Origin of the sequence: Myroides phaeus (genome assembly GCF_900099675.1) — a bacterium.
Lineage (GTDB): Bacteria > Bacteroidota > Bacteroidia > Flavobacteriales > Flavobacteriaceae > Flavobacterium > Flavobacterium phaeum.
On sequence record NZ_FNDQ01000035.1, the window covers coordinates 1 to 17578 of the forward strand.

The 17578-nt window shown below is 32.1% G+C and carries 13 protein-coding genes; 11 read left to right on the plus strand and 2 right to left on the minus strand.

The features are described from left to right. Positions 1–185: 185 nt before the first annotated feature. Together BLT46_RS12405 and BLT46_RS12410 are read right to left on the minus strand one after the other, a co-directional pair. Positions 186–749 carry a 5-formyltetrahydrofolate cyclo-ligase gene (locus BLT46_RS12405; RefSeq protein WP_090410435.1) on the minus strand — a complete coding sequence of 188 codons (564 nt, stop codon included), beginning with the start codon at positions 747–749 and terminating at the stop codon, positions 186–188. Then, on the minus strand, positions 749–1696 hold the full coding sequence (locus BLT46_RS12410) for a succinylglutamate desuccinylase/aspartoacylase family protein (protein WP_090410436.1): 948 nt from the start codon (positions 1694–1696) through the stop codon (positions 749–751). The genes BLT46_RS12405 and BLT46_RS12410 overlap by 1 nt, the downstream gene beginning before the upstream one ends. 149 nt (positions 1697–1845) lie before the next feature. Between BLT46_RS12410 and uvrC the strand changes: the two genes are divergently transcribed. The 11 genes from uvrC to BLT46_RS13355 form a co-directional block, all read left to right on the plus strand. Next, positions 1846–3642: an excinuclease ABC subunit UvrC gene (gene uvrC, locus BLT46_RS12415; protein WP_090410437.1), complete on the plus strand. Its 1797-nt coding sequence runs from the start codon at positions 1846–1848 to the stop codon at positions 3640–3642. 25 nt (positions 3643–3667) lie between these two features. Continuing rightward, on the plus strand, positions 3668–5890 hold the full coding sequence (locus BLT46_RS12420; protein WP_090410438.1) for a patatin-like phospholipase family protein: 2223 nt from the start codon (positions 3668–3670) through the stop codon (positions 5888–5890). 213 nt (positions 5891–6103) lie between these two features. Beyond that, positions 6104–7270 (plus strand): homogentisate 1,2-dioxygenase, encoded by a 1167-nt coding sequence (locus BLT46_RS12425; protein WP_090410439.1) that lies wholly within the window; start codon positions 6104–6106, stop codon positions 7268–7270. Positions 7271–7297: 27 nt separating this feature from the next. Then, a complete protein-coding gene (gene hppD / locus BLT46_RS12430; protein ID WP_090410440.1) occupies positions 7298–8458 on the plus strand; it encodes a 4-hydroxyphenylpyruvate dioxygenase in 1161 nt (386 codons plus the stop codon). A 258-nt stretch (positions 8459–8716) separates the two neighbouring features. After that, a complete protein-coding gene (locus BLT46_RS12435; RefSeq protein WP_090410441.1) occupies positions 8717–9496 on the plus strand; it encodes a DUF3108 domain-containing protein in 780 nt (259 codons plus the stop codon). Continuing rightward, complete coding sequence (locus tag BLT46_RS12440; protein WP_090410442.1) at positions 9496–10431, plus strand: tryptophan 2,3-dioxygenase family protein; 936 nt, start codon at positions 9496–9498, stop codon at positions 10429–10431. Before BLT46_RS12435 ends, BLT46_RS12440 begins: the two co-directional genes overlap by 1 nt. A gap of 29 nt (positions 10432–10460) precedes the next feature. Continuing rightward, positions 10461–11702 carry a M23 family metallopeptidase gene (locus tag BLT46_RS12445; protein WP_090410443.1) on the plus strand — a complete coding sequence of 414 codons (1242 nt, stop codon included), beginning with the start codon at positions 10461–10463 and terminating at the stop codon, positions 11700–11702. Between the two features lie 15 nt (positions 11703–11717). Next, on the plus strand, positions 11718–13337 hold the full coding sequence (gene pgi / locus BLT46_RS12450) for a glucose-6-phosphate isomerase (protein ID WP_090410444.1): 1620 nt from the start codon (positions 11718–11720) through the stop codon (positions 13335–13337). A gap of 110 nt (positions 13338–13447) precedes the next feature. Then, positions 13448–16249, plus strand: a complete 2802-nt coding sequence (locus BLT46_RS12455; protein WP_090410445.1) for a TonB-dependent receptor — start codon at positions 13448–13450, stop codon at positions 16247–16249. A 170-nt stretch (positions 16250–16419) separates the two neighbouring features. Further along, positions 16420–17328, plus strand: coding sequence for an aldo/keto reductase (locus BLT46_RS12460; RefSeq protein ID WP_262492397.1), 909 nt, complete (start codon positions 16420–16422; stop codon positions 17326–17328). Between the two features lie 89 nt (positions 17329–17417). Then, positions 17418–17578, plus strand: a 161-nt coding sequence (locus BLT46_RS13355; RefSeq protein ID WP_143021880.1) for a transposase, incomplete at its 3' end; no start/stop codon positions are given.

The window sequence follows — 17578 nt, forward strand, 5'->3', positions numbered from 1 at the left end:
TGCTCACTCCAAATTATGTGCATAAAAAAATCCAGAGAGAAAATCCCTCTGGATGTATTGTTTAAAAACTTGTCAATCTATTTTAGGACTAGTCATAGTTATTCTCTTTTAGAATGTAGGACTGCTGAAAGTGAGTAATAATAAATTATGTGTTTTTCAGGAGCAGAACGTTAGAATATAGCTTTTTAAAAAGTATAAGTTGTATCTGGAGTAATGCAGAAATTTAAAGGAATATCGTTTGAATGTATATCGCTAATGTAATCTTCAGGTTCAAAAAAACTTAATCCAATTTTGAGAATATTAGGATTACATTTCTCTAGAAAACGATCATAGAAGCCTTTTCCATATCCAATTCGATTTCCTTGTTTGTCAAAAGCTAAAAGAGGAATAAAAACTACGTCTATTTGCTGCTCTGGTACTTGTATTCCATCAACAGGTTCAGGAATGCCATAAGAGTTTACTTTGATTGTAGTATTATCAGTCAATAAGAAGTTCGTTAAGGTTCCTTCTTTAAAATTGGATTTTGACAAGATCACATTTTTGTCTTTTCCAGCTAATATTTGTAGTAGGTACTCAGTATTAATTTCTTTTTTATCTGTGATACTCAAAAAAAGATGGTAATTACTTTTGTTCCAAATCGGTAATTGTAGTGCTCGGTTGGCGATATCCAAGCTTAAGTCTTCTATTTCATCACTTGATAAGTCATCGCGTAGCGCTTTGTATTTAATTCTTAGTTCTTCTTTATTCATTATTTTACGTTTTTAGAAATGTGAAAAACAGCATCTCCTTGGTAAACAATAGGTGCATCATTAACATTTATTACATATCCTTTATTAGGAGCTTTAATAAGAGTGTTTTCGTTTCCATAAGGATCAGATATTTCAGCTAATACTTGACCTTTTTCTACGAAAGTACCAATTTTCACTTGATCGTGTAAAAGCCCCGATTTTTTGGCACGTACCCAAACAGAATTTGTAATAACAGTCATTTTTTCTGTCACTTTTTCAATAAGGAAGTTCTCTCGAAGCATATCAAATGCTTTTAAGAATCGTTTTGTTCCTTCTACTCCCATAGTAGAAACATCACTATTTATATCCAATGATTTGCCTCCTTCAAATAGTAGCATTTTTATGCCTTTTTTGGCACAAGCATTTCTAAAAGAACCAGATATTTGGTTTGAGTACAGTAAAAAAGGAGGGTTAAAAATCGTAGCTAACTCTTCTAATTCCTTATTGTCTGGGGTTATGCGTAATTGAGGTGCATTAAATCTACTTTGACCACCAGCATGGAAATCAATAGCATAATCAACATGAGGAAGAATATACTGAATTAAATGATACGCAAATCTACCAGCAAGTGAGCCATTTTTACTTCCTGGGAAAACCCTATTCATATCTCTTCCATCAGGAAACTCTCTTGACTTGTTAATAAAACCAAATATGTTGATAACAGGTATACAAATAATAGTTCCTTTTTTAGGAATGTTAATTTTAGAATGAACAATTTGTCTAACAATATCTACACCATTAATTTCATCTCCGTGAAGACCTGCTGATAATAAAACTGTAGGACCATCTTCTTTGGCTCTTGAAACAATTACAGGTATCTTAAGTTTAGTAGCTGTGTGTAACCGAGCAATTTCTAAATTAAGTGTTTTTGTTTCTCCGGGTAAAATAGTTTCGTCAAGTATAGTCATAGCTTTTTTTTGAAATGTGAAGATAGGAAAAAGTAGTTTTTATTTAAAAAATATTTGAAGCTATGGAAGGTCAAATAGTTGGTCTGTATAATGGATGGCATAGCGATAAAATAATGTTATTTTTGTTATCAAATTAAAAGTCATATCCAATGCCAATAAAATCCTCTTTAGCGTTACAAATACAAACACTACCTGATCAACCTGGGGTTTACCAATATTTTGATAAGGAAGATAAGATCTTATATGTGGGAAAGGCTAAAAATTTAAAAAAGAGGGTAAGCTCTTATTTTAATAAAGTTCACGATAATGCAAAGACAAATGTATTGGTTAAAAAAATAGAAACGATAAAGCATATTGTTGTTCCTACAGAAACAGACGCATTATTGTTAGAGAATAATTTAATTAAGCGTTTACAGCCGAGGTATAATGTTCTTTTAAAAGATGATAAGTCATATCCTTGGATTTGCATTAAGAGAGAGCCATTTCCACGAGTTTTTATGACACGTAGAATGATTAAGGATGGTTCGGAGTATTTTGGACCTTATACTAACATAAAAACAGTCCATACGCTTTTAGAACTAATAAAAGAATTATATCCATTAAGAACGTGTAACTATGACTTATCAAGTACAAATGTTCGATCAGGTAAGTTTAAAGTTTGTTTAGAATATCACATAGGTAATTGTGCAGGGCCATGTCAAGAGCATGAAAGCGATATACAATATGATAAGAAAATAAAAGATATTAGGGATATTCTGAAAGGTAATTTCAAAGAAAGTTTGAGAGGGTTTAAAGATTATATGATGGAATTAGCTTCAGATATGAAATATGAAGAGGCTCAAAAAGTAAAAGAGAAAGTAGATTTACTTGAGAATTACCAAGCAAAATCAACTATTATCAATCCTAAGATTAGTAATATAGATGTTTTCTCTATAATTTCTGATGAATCAGCTGCCTATATAAATTTTTTGCAAGTATCCTATGGTTCAATTATTCGTTCACATACTATGGAAGTCAAAAAGAAATTGGATGAAACGGATGTAGAGTTATTAGAATTAGCAATTACTGAATTGAGAGAACGATTTAATTTGACATCTAAGGAGGTTATTGTACCATTTGATGTTGAAGTAGCAGAGGGTATTCATGTTACAGTGCCTAAATTAGGTGATAAGAAGCGTATATTAGAATTATCAGAGAGAAATGCTAAATTTTATCGTGTGGATTTAATGAAGCAGATTAAGATTGTTGACCCAGAAAGACACGTGAACCGAATAATGCAACAAATGAAGAAAGATTTGCGATTGCATAAAGAACCCCGACATATAGAGTGTTTTGATAACTCGAATATACAAGGGACTAATCCGGTTGCTGCTTGTGTTGTTTTTAAAGATGGTAAGCCAAATAAGAAGGATTATCGCCATTTTAATGTAAAAACTGTTGAAGGACCTAATGACTATGATTCGATGGAGGAAATTGTTTATCGAAGATATAAGCGAGTTTTAGAAGAGAAACAGCCTTTGCCTGATTTGATTGTAATAGATGGAGGAAAAGGACAATTAGGTGTAGCTTTAAAAAGTTTAGAAAGTTTAGGTTTGAGAGGTAAAGTCCCAATAATAAGTTTAGCCGAACGTTTAGAAGAGATTTTTTATCCAGGAGATAGTTTTCCTTTATATTTAGATAAGCGTTCAGAAACAATGAAGGTAATAATTCATTTAAGAGATGAAGCACATAGATTTGGATTGACATTTCATAGAAATCAACGTAGTAAGAATGCTATTACAAGTGAATTAGATAACATTAAAGGGATAGGTGAGAAAACAAAAACAAGTTTATTTAATCATTTCAAATCTGTGAAACGCATTAAAGAAGCAAGTATAGAAGAATTAGAAAAAGTTATAGGAAAATCAAAAGGCAAGATTGTTTTTGAGTTTTTTAAGTTACATTAGAGGGATATTTAAATAATTGAGAATCATGCGTAAGTTAATACTTTTAATATTAGTTAGTATCGTTGCAAATACAGTGATTTATGGTCAATCTCAAGAAGAGAAAAGACCAAAAGTTGGTTTGGTGATGAGTGGAGGAGGAGCTAAAGGATTAGCACATATTGGAGTATTAAAAGTTTTAGAAGAGCAAGGAGTAAAGGTTGATTATATTGCTGGAACGAGTATGGGAGCAATAGTTGGTGGATTATATGCTTCTGGTTATACTGCTTCTGAATTAGATTCTATTTTCAGTAGTATAGATGTTTCTGCGTTAATTAGAGATTATATACCTCGTTTATCTAAATCTTTCTATGAGAAAAAAAACGATGAAATTTATGCATTGACATTACCTTTTGATAAATTTAAAATAGGTTTTCCTAAAGCATTATCAAGAGGAATGTATAATTATAATTTGATGAATCAGTTATTAGCTCATGTTAGAGATGTTCGTGATTTTAGCAAGTTAAACACGCCATTTTTATGTATTGCTACAGATTTAGAAACAGGAGAAGGTATTGTTTTAGATAAAGGGTATTTGCCTCAAGCAATTTTAGCAAGTGGAGCCTTTCCTTCTTTGTTTGCTCCTGTGTTGATCGATGGACACAACTTAATAGATGGAGGAGTTGTTAATAATTATCCTTTAGAAGAATTGCGTAAGATGGGAGCTGATATTATTATTGGAGTTGATGTTCAAGATGGATTGAAGAGTATGGACGAAATTGAAGGAGCTCCAGATTTATTGTTGCAGATTTCAAATTATTCTACGATTAATCAAATGAAAGGAAAGCAGCCGCATACCGATATTTATATTAAACCTGATATTGTTGGATATACAGTGGTATCTTTTGATGAAGGACGTGCTATAATTGATAAAGGAGTAGAAGCTGCAAATAAAGTAATTGACGAATTAAAGACGGTAGGAGGAAATCCTAATGTTTTAAAAGAACAATATGTACCAAAGTATACAGATTCTATTCAGGTTTCAGATATTAATATTAATGGTCTGGAGAAATACACAAGACGTTATGTTTATGGTAAATTAGGTTTTAAACCTCATTCTAAAATTAGTTTTGACCAATTAAGTAAAGGTATAACACAATTAAATGGGACTGAGAACTTTAGTAGTATTTCATATGTATTTAATAAGGATGGAGATGAGGATTCATTAGATATGGAATTAGTAGAAAATCCTGTTCAACGCTTTTTAAAACTGGGTATTCACTATGATGCTTTGTATAAATCAGCAGCATTAGTAAATGTGACACAAAAGAATCTTTTTACTAAGAGTGATGTTGCCTCTTTAGATGTTGGTTTAGGTGATAATATGCGTTATAATTTTAATTATTTTGTTGATAATGGATTTTATTGGAGTGTAGGATTTAATTCTAAATTCAATCAGTTTAAGAGGGATTTGCCTTATAATATGTTGTTAGAAGCAGGAGGTGTTGTTGAAATGGAAAATCCTCCTTCAATGTTTGGAATTAATTATGCAGATTTAGAGAATAGGTTATATTTTCAAACTTTTTACCAACAAAAATATTTACTGAGTATAGGAGTTGAACATCATTTTTTTGATATCCGAAGTAAAACTTTAAATACAGCAGATTCAAGATTTGACCGTAGTCATTATTTAGGTGGATTTGCTAATATTGTTGTTGATACTTATGACAATAAGTACTTTCCAAGAAGGGGGTTCTTATTTAAAGGGGAGTATAAAAACTATTTCTACTCAAGTGATTATTTAGGGAATTTTGAAAACTTTTCTTCTATCACAGGACAAATAGGATATGCCGCGCGTATTACAAATAAACTTTCAGTTGACTTGAAATCAAAACTTGGTGCAGTTATAGGAACTTTACCAACGATAGGTTTTGGTTATTTTTTAGGAGGGTATGGATTTGCTGATAGAGATAATATTGTTCCTTTTTATGGTTATGATTTATTGGGTATTGGAGGTGATTCATATATAATGGGGTCCGTTCAATTTGACTATGAAATCTTTAAAAAGCACCATATTAATATTTCGGCAAACTATGCGAATGCAGGAGATGATATATTTAATAGTGGAGATTGGTTTACTAAAACAAGGTATACGGGTTATGCTGTAGGATATGGAATGCAAACGATCATTGGTCCAATTGAAGCTAAGTTTACTTATTCGCCAGATACAGGAAAAACATATTCGGTCTTTTCAGTTGGTTTCTGGTTTTAAGAATATGATTGTATTAAAAGGTGTTTGTTGTGTATATGCGAAATAAATTTAGATTAAAAATTGCATAATTCATTTTAATGTCGATATTTGTGTTATTATGAAAACACAATGGGACGGCTTATTAGCTTTATTAAAGTACCTTATTAAGAGAGATCCAGAATGAGGTAGCATACTTACGATATTTTATTTACCAACCAAAAATATTTAGTAATTATGCCATTATATCATCAGTTAGGAGAGATACCTCCTAAGCGACATACTATTTTTAGAAAACCAAATGGAGAGTTGTATTATGAACAGTTGTTTGGGACTATTGGATTTGACGGAATGTCAACTAATATGTATCATGAACACAGACCAACTCAGGTTAAAAAGATTTTAGGACAATATAGTGTTGCTCCAAAAATAGCGAAAGCTAATAATATTCAATCTTATCGATTAAAAGGATTTCAGGTAAAACCAGAGGAGGACTTTTTAAAAAGTAGAAAGGCTGTTTTAACCAATAGTGATTGTACTATTGTATTGTCAGCGCCTTTGAAATCTACTAATGAATATTTTTATAAAAACACAGATTCTGATGAATTGATTTTTATTCATCGTGGTACAGGAACCTTGCGCACGATGCTTGGAAATTTAACTTTCAAATACGGGGACTATCTTTTAATCCCACGTGGTGTTATTTATAAAATTGATTTTGACACTGAAGATAACAGATTGTTTATCGTTGAGTCAAGGCGACCAATTTATACTCCAAAACGTTATAGAAATTGGTTTGGTCAACTTTTAGAGCATTCTCCATTTTGTGAGCGAGATATAAGAAGACCAAGTCATTTAGAAACTTACGATGAAAAAGGGGACTTTTTGATCAAGGTAAGAAAGCAAGACGAAATATTCGATATGGTTTATGCTACACACCCTTTTGATGTAGTCGGCTATGATGGTTATAATTATCCTTATGCGTTTTCTATTCACGATTTTGAACCTATTACAGGGAGAGTTCACCAACCACCTCCTGTTCATCAAACATTTGAGACAGATGCATTTGTAATTTGTTCATTTGTTCCTCGTTTATATGATTATCATCCAGATGCAATCCCTGCACCATATAATCATAGCAATATAGATAGTGATGAGGTTTTATACTATGTAGATGGGGATTTTATGAGTAGAAATGATATTGAAGCAGGACATATTTCTTTGCATCCTGCTGGTATTCCACATGGTCCTCATCCGGGTGCAGCAGAACGCTCTATAGGCAAAAAGAGTACAGAAGAATTAGCTGTAATGGTAGATACTTTTAAACCATTAATGTTAACAGAAGAGGCAATGGAAATTGCTGATGAACAATATTATCAATCTTGGTTAGATCCAGAAATTTAGAACACAACAACTATTAAACTATAAATTATGAGCAAAGAAGTTAAATCAGTAGAGTTTGGCTTAGAAAAGATATTTGAAGGGGCACAAGATTTCCTACCTCTTTTAGGGACAGATTATGTAGAGTTTATTGTAGGAAATGCTAAACAAGCTGCACATTTCTATAAAACAGCCTTTGGATTTCAATCGTTGGCTTATGCGGGGTTAGAAACAGGTGTTAGAGACCGTGCTTCTTATGTTTTAGTACAGGATAAAATTAGAATTGTATTGACAACTCCTTTGACTGCAGAGTCAGAGTTAAATAATCATATTGTTAAACATGGTGATGGAGTGAAAGTTGTTGCGTTATGGGTAGAAGATGCTCGTAAAGCCTATGAAGAGACAATGAATAGAGGTGCAAAGTCTTATATGGAACCGATAGTGGAAAAAGATGAATTTGGAGAATCTGTTCGTGCTGGTATTTACACTTATGGCGAAACTGTGCATATGTTTGTTGAACGAAAAAATTATGATGGAATATTCTTGCCTGGATTTGTAAAATGGGAGAGTGAGTATAATCCAACTCCAGTTGGATTGAAATATGTTGATCATATGGTTGGTAATGTGGGATGGAATGAAATGAATATGTGGGTTAACTGGTATGAAAATGTAATGGGCTTTGTGAATTTCTTGTCTTTTGATGATAAACAAATTAATACAGAGTATTCTGCGTTGATGAGTAAGGTTATGTCTAATGGTAATGGTCGTATTAAGTTTCCTATTAACGAACCTGCAGAAGGAAAGAAAAAGTCTCAAGTAGAAGAGTATTTAGATTTTTACAATGGACCAGGAGTACAACATATTGCTGTAGCTACTGATGATATTATAAGTACAGTTGGGTTAATGAAAAGTAGAGGTGTTGAGTTTTTATCTGCCCCACCACAAGCTTATTATGATGATATTCCTCGACGTTTAGGTTCTCATATGGATATGATGAAAGAAGATATTAAAGAACTTCAAAAGTTAGGTATTATGATTGATGCTGACGAAGAAGGATATTTATTACAGATTTTTACTAAGCCAGTAGAGGATAGGCCAACTTTATTTTTTGAAATTATTCAACGAATGGGGGCTCGTGGATTTGGAGCAGGAAATTTTAAAGCTTTGTTTGAATCTATTGAACGCGAGCAAGAAAAAAGAGGAACACTTTAGAATTCAGTTAATTAAATATTAAAAAGACCGACAAATAAGTCTATAAGGTTAATGATTAGTTAAAAAATAAAGAATGTAGTTTTAATTAAAAAAAAGCTATACATTTGCACTCGCAAAAATAAGGTCGTCATAAGCTTTATTTGAGTGTAATAAATTTTTCATAATTTATAGTTTTTTGGTTGGTTAATAGCATAAAAACTCAGTCATTTCTTTGGCTGGGTTTTTTTGTTTGCTATTTTTGAATAAAATATGACCAATATGAAAAAACGTCTCTTCTTACTTGTTGCTTTTCTTATAAGTACAAGTTGTTTATTTGCACAGACATTGCCAAAGGCATTTGATACTGGTGAATATTTAAAATTTCGCATTAGTTATGGTATATTTAATGCTGGGATAGCTACTCTGAAATTAACAGACACAGTTTACAATGGAATACCCATATACCATGCAAAAGGCATTGGATATACAACAGGTGTGCCTAAAGCTTTCTTTAAAGTATATGATAATTATGAAAGCTATTTTGAAAAGAAGAATGTTATTCCTCATCGTTTTATTAGAAAAATTGATGAAGGAGGCTATACAAAAGATCAAGATGGAGTCTTTAATTACAAAACAATGAAGGTCTTAGTTCATGACAAAGAAAAGCAAACTAAAAAGGAATTTACTGTTGTAAAAGATGTTCAAGATATCGTTTCTGCTTTTTATTACTTGAGAAAGTATCCTAGTTTAAACACTATGAAACAAGGAGAATCTGTTGAAATTGATATGTTTTTTGACGGTGAGGTTTTTCGTTTTAAGTTGAAATATCTTGGTGAGGAAATTTTAAAAACTAAGTTTGGCAGAATTAAAACATTGAAATTTAGGCCATATGTTATGGCTGGTAGAGTTTTTAAAGAAAAGGAAAGCTTGACAGTATGGGTAACTGCAGATAGTAATAAAGTTCCTATTAGAATAAAAGCAAGTTTGGCTGTAGGATCATTAAAAGCAGATTTAGAGGAGTACAAAAACTTAGTTAGTAAGCTTGATTTTGAGAAATAATGAAAGAGAATATATCTATAAGTCTGTTTGAACAACTACAAGACAGGTTTGATGAATTAGGTTTAAAAAGTGAAACTCAGTTTAAAGGTATGCAATACGCTAAACCTTTAACTTATTGGGATTATATACAAACTGACGCATTGCTGAGTTTACAGATTCAACGTACGATTGTTCCTGACGAAATGGTGTTTATAATGTACCATCAAGTTAATGAGTTATTGTTTAAAATGGTTCTTTGGGAGATAAATCAGGTTAGTAATTGTGTAGATGAACAATTAACGATTGAATTATTTAAAGAGAAAATTAATCGCATAAGTAGATATTTTGACATGTTAACTTCTTCTTTTGCTATTATGAAAGATGGAATGAGTAAGGATCAATATTTACAATTTCGTAATACACTTGCTCCAGCGAGTGGTTTTCAAAGTAGTCAATATCGATTAATAGAGTTTGCTTGTACGGATTGGCGTAATTTGATCGATAAACGATTTATCGATAAGCTAAAAGAAAATATTTCAGAGAAAGAAGCGTTAGAATATTTATATTGGCAAGCTGCAGGAAAAGATTATCAGACAGGTGAAAAGTCTTATTTGTTGAAAGCGTTTGAAGATAAATATTGTGAAATTTTTGTTAAAGCCATGAAAGACTATGAAAAAACAAATTTATGGCAGAAATTTGTAATGTTGCCAGAAGAGGCTCGTAGTGATAAGGAATTGATAGAAGCAATGAGACATTTAGATAAAACAATAAATGTGACATGGGTTTTAGGGCATTATCATACTGCTGAAAAATATTTAGATGATGATGTAAAAGGAGTACAAGAGGCAACAGGGGGAAGTGATTGGAAGAAGTATATGTTACCACAATATCAAAAACGTATATTTTTTCCAGAATTATGGTCAAAAGAAGAAATTGACAATTGGGGATTAGTTTAGAAAAGAAGTTGAAGTAAAGAATTTACATTTTGAAGCAATTTATATATAGTATAATGGTTTCGTTAGCCCTTTTTTCGTGTAAAAACACAGAAGAGCCAACTATTGAACCACAAGTAGAAGATGAAAACGCAGAAGAGGTAGTTGCCGAGTTATATGGTTTTAATTTGAAAGACTATGTATTAGTTGAGGACACCATTCGAAGCGGGGATAACTTAGGAAAGATTTTTGGTAATAATAATCTAAATGCTACTGAAGTACATGATATTGTTTCAAAGGTAAAAGACACGTTTAATGTTAAAAATATTCGTGTAGGACAGCCGTATGCATTAGTGAAATATAAAAAAGAGAAAGAAAAGCTTGCTGCTTTTGTGTATCATCCAAATATTTCAGGTTATCAAGTTATTGATTTGCGAGATACTATTCACGCATATACAAAGACTTATCCGGTAACCATAAAAAGACGAACTGTTGCTTCAACAATAGACGGTTCTTTATCACTAAGTCTTAGTAAAGAAGGAGTTGATCAATCATTAGCTACTAAGATGTCACAAATATTTGCTTGGTCTATAGACTTTTTCAAGTTGCAGCCAGAAGATAGGTTTGCTGTAACCATTGAAGAGAAGTATATAAATGATACTATTTATGTTGGTATTTCTAAGATTGATGCAGCATATTTTAGATATAGAGGAAAAGATCTGTATTCATTTCCATATAAAAGAAATGGTGCAAAAGGTGTTGATTATTATGATGAAGAGGGAAGACCAATGAAGAGTATGTTTTTAAAAGCTCCTTTAAAATTCTTTAGAATTACATCAAAGTACTCTAAAAATAGATTTCATCCTGTACAGAAAAGATGGAAGTCTCATAATGGAACGGATTACGCTGCTCCAACGGGAACACCAATTATGTCAACAGCATCAGGTGTTGTTGAAAGAGCTGGTTATACCGCAGGAAATGGTAACTTTGTGAAGGTTCGACATAACGGAACATATTCGACTCAGTATTTACATATGTCAAAGATATTAGTTAAGGTTGGGCAGTACGTTGATCAAGGACAGACAATCGGATTAGTCGGAAGTACAGGGTTAGCAACTGGACCGCATGTGTGCTATCGTTTTTGGAAGAATGGGGTTCAAGTTGATCCTATGGGGCAAGCATTACCAAATTCAGAGCCAATGGATAAAAAAAGTATTCCTGCGTTTAAAGAGCATATTAATCCTTTGAAAGCGGAATTAGATAAAACGATTAGTGAGAAGTTTAAAGAAGAATAAGAATATAAAAAGCTAATGTTAAAAAGTATAAATCCGTCTGGGACTCAGTCTTGGAAAGAGTTGAGAAATCATTTTGGAGATATGGAGTTTGTTCAAATGCAAAAACTTTTTGAGAAGGATTCTCAGAGAGCAAAGCATATGAACATCAAATGGGATGAATTTTTATTAGATTATTCTAAAAATAAAGTCACAAGTGAAACATTGTCTTTATTATTCAAACTTGCCAAAGAAGTTGGTTTACAAGATGCAATAAAAGCAATGTTTGACGGAGTGAAAATTAATGCAACGGAAGGTCGTTCTGTGTTGCATACAGCATTACGTAATTTTTCTGATATTAAGAGTATTGAAATAGAGGGTGAGGATATATTATTAGATATAAAAGGAACTCGTAAGCGAATTAAAGATTTTACAGAGAAAGTTTTAAATGGAGAGTACTTATCAGCGACTGGAGAGAAGTTTACAGATGTCATTAATATTGGTATTGGAGGGTCTGATTTAGGTCCTAAAATGGTTGTTAATGCATTAGTTAACTATAGAAATAATTTAGGTGTTCATTATATATCGAATGTAGATGATGATTATTTACATTCCGTTTTAAAACAACTAAATCCAGCTACAACATTAGTTTTAATTGTTTCTAAAACCTTTACAACTCAAGAAACAATTGAAAATGCTAAACGAATTAAAAGTTGGATTGAAAGGGAGCTTGTTGGTAAAGATTTCAATAAACATTTTATAGGTGTATCTGCTTCAGTCGAAGAAGCTGAAAAGTTTGGACTGTATAAAGATAATATTTACCCAATGTGGGATTATGTTGGTGGTAGATTTTCTTTGTGGAGTGCTGTTGGTTTGTCTGTATCTTTAGCAGTTGGATATGATAATTTTGAAGCTTTATTAAAAGGAGCTTATGAAATGGATACTCATTTTCAGAGTACAGACTTCGAAAGTAATTTGCCTGTAGTAATGGCGCTTTTAAGTGTTTGGTATAATAATTTTTATGGATACGAAACAGAAGCAGTTGTTCCATATAGTCAAGTGTTAGAAAAGTTTCCTGCACATCTTCAACAGATGATAATGGAAAGTAATGGAAAAAATAAAGATAGAAGTGGAATTCCTGTTAATTATCAAACAGGTACTTTAATTTGGGGAGAAGTTGGAGTGTCTGCACAGCATGCATTTTTTCAATTGTTTCATCAAGGGACAAAAGTTATTCCAATTGATTTTATTGGTTTTGTTAATCCTTTTGTTGAAGGAGATTCCAGTCACGATATTTTGATGTCTAATTTTTTTGGACAAAGTGAGGCGTTATTAAAAGGAAAAGCCGGAGAGGTTTATGAATCAGATGATAGCATTTTTTTAAGTAATTTTAGAGAGTTTTCAGGTAATAAACCTTCAAATACTTTATTGATTAGTAAGTTAACGCCTAAAAATTTAGGTGCATTAATTGCCTTATATGAGCATAAAACTTTTGTTCAAGGTGTAATTTGGAATATTTATAGCTTTGATCAGTTTGGAGTAGAGTATGGAAAAGTTTTAGCTAAAAATATTCAAAATGAAATAAAAACCAAAAATATTAGTAAACATGATAGTTCTACTGAGTTTTTATTGGATTTTTATTTGAGTAATAGAAAGTAGAATAAGTCTAAATTGTAATGCAAGTTAAAATTTAATGATAAGGTAACATTGAATATCGATGTTTTTGTACATTTGTGGCGAAAATTAATTTTATCACTTACACTTACAAAATGAAAAACTTGAAGAACTGGATGCTGATGATGGTAATGATTCTTACCTCAGTATCCGCACTTTCACAGAACAAGATTACTGGTGTTGTAATCGATGGTGAGTTCCAATCGGGATTGCCAGGGGCAACAGTAATCGTTAAAGGAACACAAAATGGAACATCTACAGATATGGATGGTAATTTTGAATTAAATGTTTCTTCAGATAAAGGAGAGGTTGTACTTTCTTTTATTGGTTATCAGTCAAAAACTGTTGCTTTTAAAATTGGTGCTGACAAAAAAGCTAATTTAGGAAAAATAGTTTTAGCTGCTGATGAGAATATGTTAGATGACATCGTTATTATGGGTGTTGCTGATGTAGCAAAAGATCGTAAAACTCCTGTTGCAGTATCTACAATTAAAGCTGCAGAAATTCAAGAAAAACTTGGTTCTCAAGAATTTCCTGAGATTTTGAATACAACGCCTTCGGTTTATGCTGCTAAAGGTGGTGGAGGTTATGGAGATTCAAATATTAATATTCGTGGATTTGATCAAAGAAACGTTGCTGTATTAATTAACGGGATGCCTGTTAATGATATGGAAGGTGGAGCTGTGTATTGGTCAAATTGGGCTGGTTTAGCCGATGTTACTTCTGCTATGCAAGTTCAACGTGGATTAGGATCTTCAAAAATTGCAATTTCTTCTGTTGGAGGAACAATTAATGTTTTAACACGTACATCAGATGCAAGAGAAGGAGGTTCTATTTCTGCAGGAGTTGGAAATAACAATTATTTTAAAGGATTAGCTTCATATAATACAGGTGTTTTAGAAAATGGATTTTCAGCATCTATATTGTTGAGCTATACAAGAGGTAATGGATATGTAGAAGGAACAGCTTTTGAAGGTGTGAATTATTATTTAGGCTTAGGTTATAAATCAAAAGATAATCGTCATAATGTACAGTTTACTTTTACCGGAGCTAAGCAAGATCATGACCAACGTAGTACTTCTATGTCGATCGAGAACATTAAGAAATTCAATAATGGTGAATTAAATAAAAGATATAACCCAGATACAGGTTTCTATAATGGTGATAGATTTAATTTCAAATCTAATTATTATAATAAACCAGTTATGTCTGTGAACTATGATTTTAATATCAATGATACATGGACATTTGGAACTGTTGTTTATGCGTCTTGGGGACGTGGAGGAGGAACTGGAACAATTGGTGGAGGACCAAATGGATACAGAGACTTTGCAGCAGAGGTTAGAGATGTTAATGGACATATGCGTTTTGATGATATCGCTGCTTGGAATAGAGGAGAAGCTATTGCTGATTGGGGCAATACAAGTAATAAAGTAAATGCAGATGGTAATTATTACGTAGATGCTAATTACAAAAATGCTGGTGACGGTGGATGGGCTAGAAGATCTAGTATTAATTCACATGACTGGTATGGTACGGTAATGAATATGAATGCTAAAGTAAATGAAAATTGGAATGTTGATTTTGGTTTAGATGCGCGTATTTATAAAGGGTATCACTACCAAACGTTGGATAATTTATTAGGAGCTGATGGATTCCAAGTTACTAATAATAAGAATTTTGGAAAAGAAGGATATATTGTTTCTCAAACATATGATGCAAAGGCTTCTATGAATCCGTGGGTGAAATGGAATGATAGAGAAAAAGTTGGTTACCACAATGATGGTAATGTTAAATGGTTAGGTGGTTTTGGACAAGTTGAGTATTCTAAAGATGATTTATCAGTATTTGTTCAAGGAGCTATCTCTAATCAATGGATGCAAAGAGTTGATTACTTTAATTATAAAAATGATTCAGAGGAGCAAAAAACTTCTTGGGAAAGCATTTTTGGTGGAAGTATTAAAGGTGGTGCAAACTATAATATTAATGAAAATCATAATGTGTTTGTAAATGCAGGATATTTCTCTCGTCAACCATTTATGAATAATGGAGTGTATTTGAATAATACAAATAAATTAAATCCTGATCTTACAAATGAAAAGATATTTGGATTAGAAGCTGGTTATGGTTTCAGAAGTGATAAAGTAAGAGCAAATCTTAACTTGTACAGAACTTCATGGAAAGATAGAGTAACTAGAGCAACAGGAAGATTTGATTCTGGAATAAAAGATGATAAAGGGAAAAATATTTTAGTTAATGGTTATGCTACTTTAGTTGGGGTTGAGCAGATTCATACAGGTATGGAAATGGACTTCTTATATAACCCAATTGATAAATTAAACATTACTGGATCTTTTTCATGGGGAGATTGGAAATATGCATCTAATGTAACAGGAACTTTCTATAATGAAGATACAAATGAGCCAATTTATAAAGTTCCAGGAAAACCAGAATCTGGATTTGAAACTAAGACTTTATATATTGATGGAGCTAAAGTAGGAGGAGCTCCTCAGCTTATCTTTAACTTAGGAGCAAACTATGAGATTGCTAAAGGGTTTAAGGTTGATGCAAATTACAGATACAATGATAATTTCTATGGATCATTAGCGATTGATAAGGCTGATGCAGAAGGAAAAGCAGGTTCAATGAAGCTTCCGGCGTTTAACTTATTTGATGCAGGTTTATCTTATAGATTATTAGTAGGTAAAGAGAAAACAAATTCTGTTACTATGCGTTTAAATGTTAATAATGTATTTGATACAACATATATTTCTTCAGCTCGAACTAATATTGAGGCGACTCCTGGAGCTGCGACTTGGAAAGGGGTAAGCGAGAAGAATGAGGTTATGTTAGGTGCTGGTAGAACTTGGAACGTAACATTACGTTATAACTTCTAATAAGAATTTTATAATATATTTTAAAAGAGCTAATCATTTGATTAGCTCTTTTTTTATGCGTTAAGATTTTTAAAGTTTTATCTTTAAGAATGAAGTGTTAGATAAAAAGATAAAAAGATAAAAAGATAGATAGATTAAAATTAGGTAAAAGTGACTTAGAAGTACCTGAATTGTGTTTTGGTGGCAATGTATTTGGATGGACAATAAATGAAAAGGAGTCTTTGAGGATGTTAGATGAACTTCATGAAAAAGGATTGACTTTTATTGATACATCAAATAACTATTCTCATTGGGCACCTTGTAATGTTGGAGGAGAGTCTGAAGCAATAATAGGTAAATGGTTTAAGGAATCTAAAAAGCGTCACAATATAGTTTTATCAACTAAGGTAGGTGGAAGTATGAAAGATGTTCAAAGAGGGCTTAGTAGAGATAATATTAGATTAGGAGTAGAATCCTCATTAAGAAGACTAAACACTGATTATATCGATCTATATTTTGCTCATCATGATGACTTGAATGTCTCTCAAGAGGAAACTATGTCTGTTTTTAATGATTTAGTGAGAGAGGGAAAGGTACGTTATTTGGGAGCTTCCAATCTTGAAGCGAACCGTATTAAGTCAGCGAATGAATTGTGTAAGAAGAAAGGATGGAGTGAGTACATAGCTATTCAGCCCTTATATAACCTCTATGATAGAGAGAAATATGAAAAAGAGTACTTACCCTTGGTTAAGGAAGAAAGCCTTGCTGTAATGAGCTATTTTGCGTTAGCAAGTGGTTTCTTAGCAGGGAAGTATAAAACGCAAGATGACATAGTTAAAAGTCAGCGTAAAGAAATGGTAAAAGGTTATTTAAATGAAAGAGGACTTCGTATTATAGGGGCTTTATCTCTTATAGCAAATCGATATCAAGCACAGATAGCAGAAGTTGCTATAGCTTGGCAAATTCACAAAACTGATATTAGTACACCAATTGTTAGTGCTACGAATGCTAAACAATTAGAAAGTATTATTAAAGCAACTTCTTTGAAGTTATCAATGGACGATATGTTGTTCTTAGAAAAAGCAAGTGAGTTTGAATAATGCAAAAATATCTTTCGTAAAGAAAAAAGCGATTATCTGATGTAGATAGACATGCCCCAAAAAGTTAGACACTTTTTGGGGCATTTTTTATGAGTAGAAAACAGAAATACAATTTTGAATTTAAGTTAGGTATAGTAACTATTATTTTGGAAGGTAAAGACAGTATGAGGGGACTTTCTCGATCAGAAAAAATCAGTGAGTTTAACCTTTATTTTTGGCTTAAACTATATGAAGTTTATGGAGAACAAGG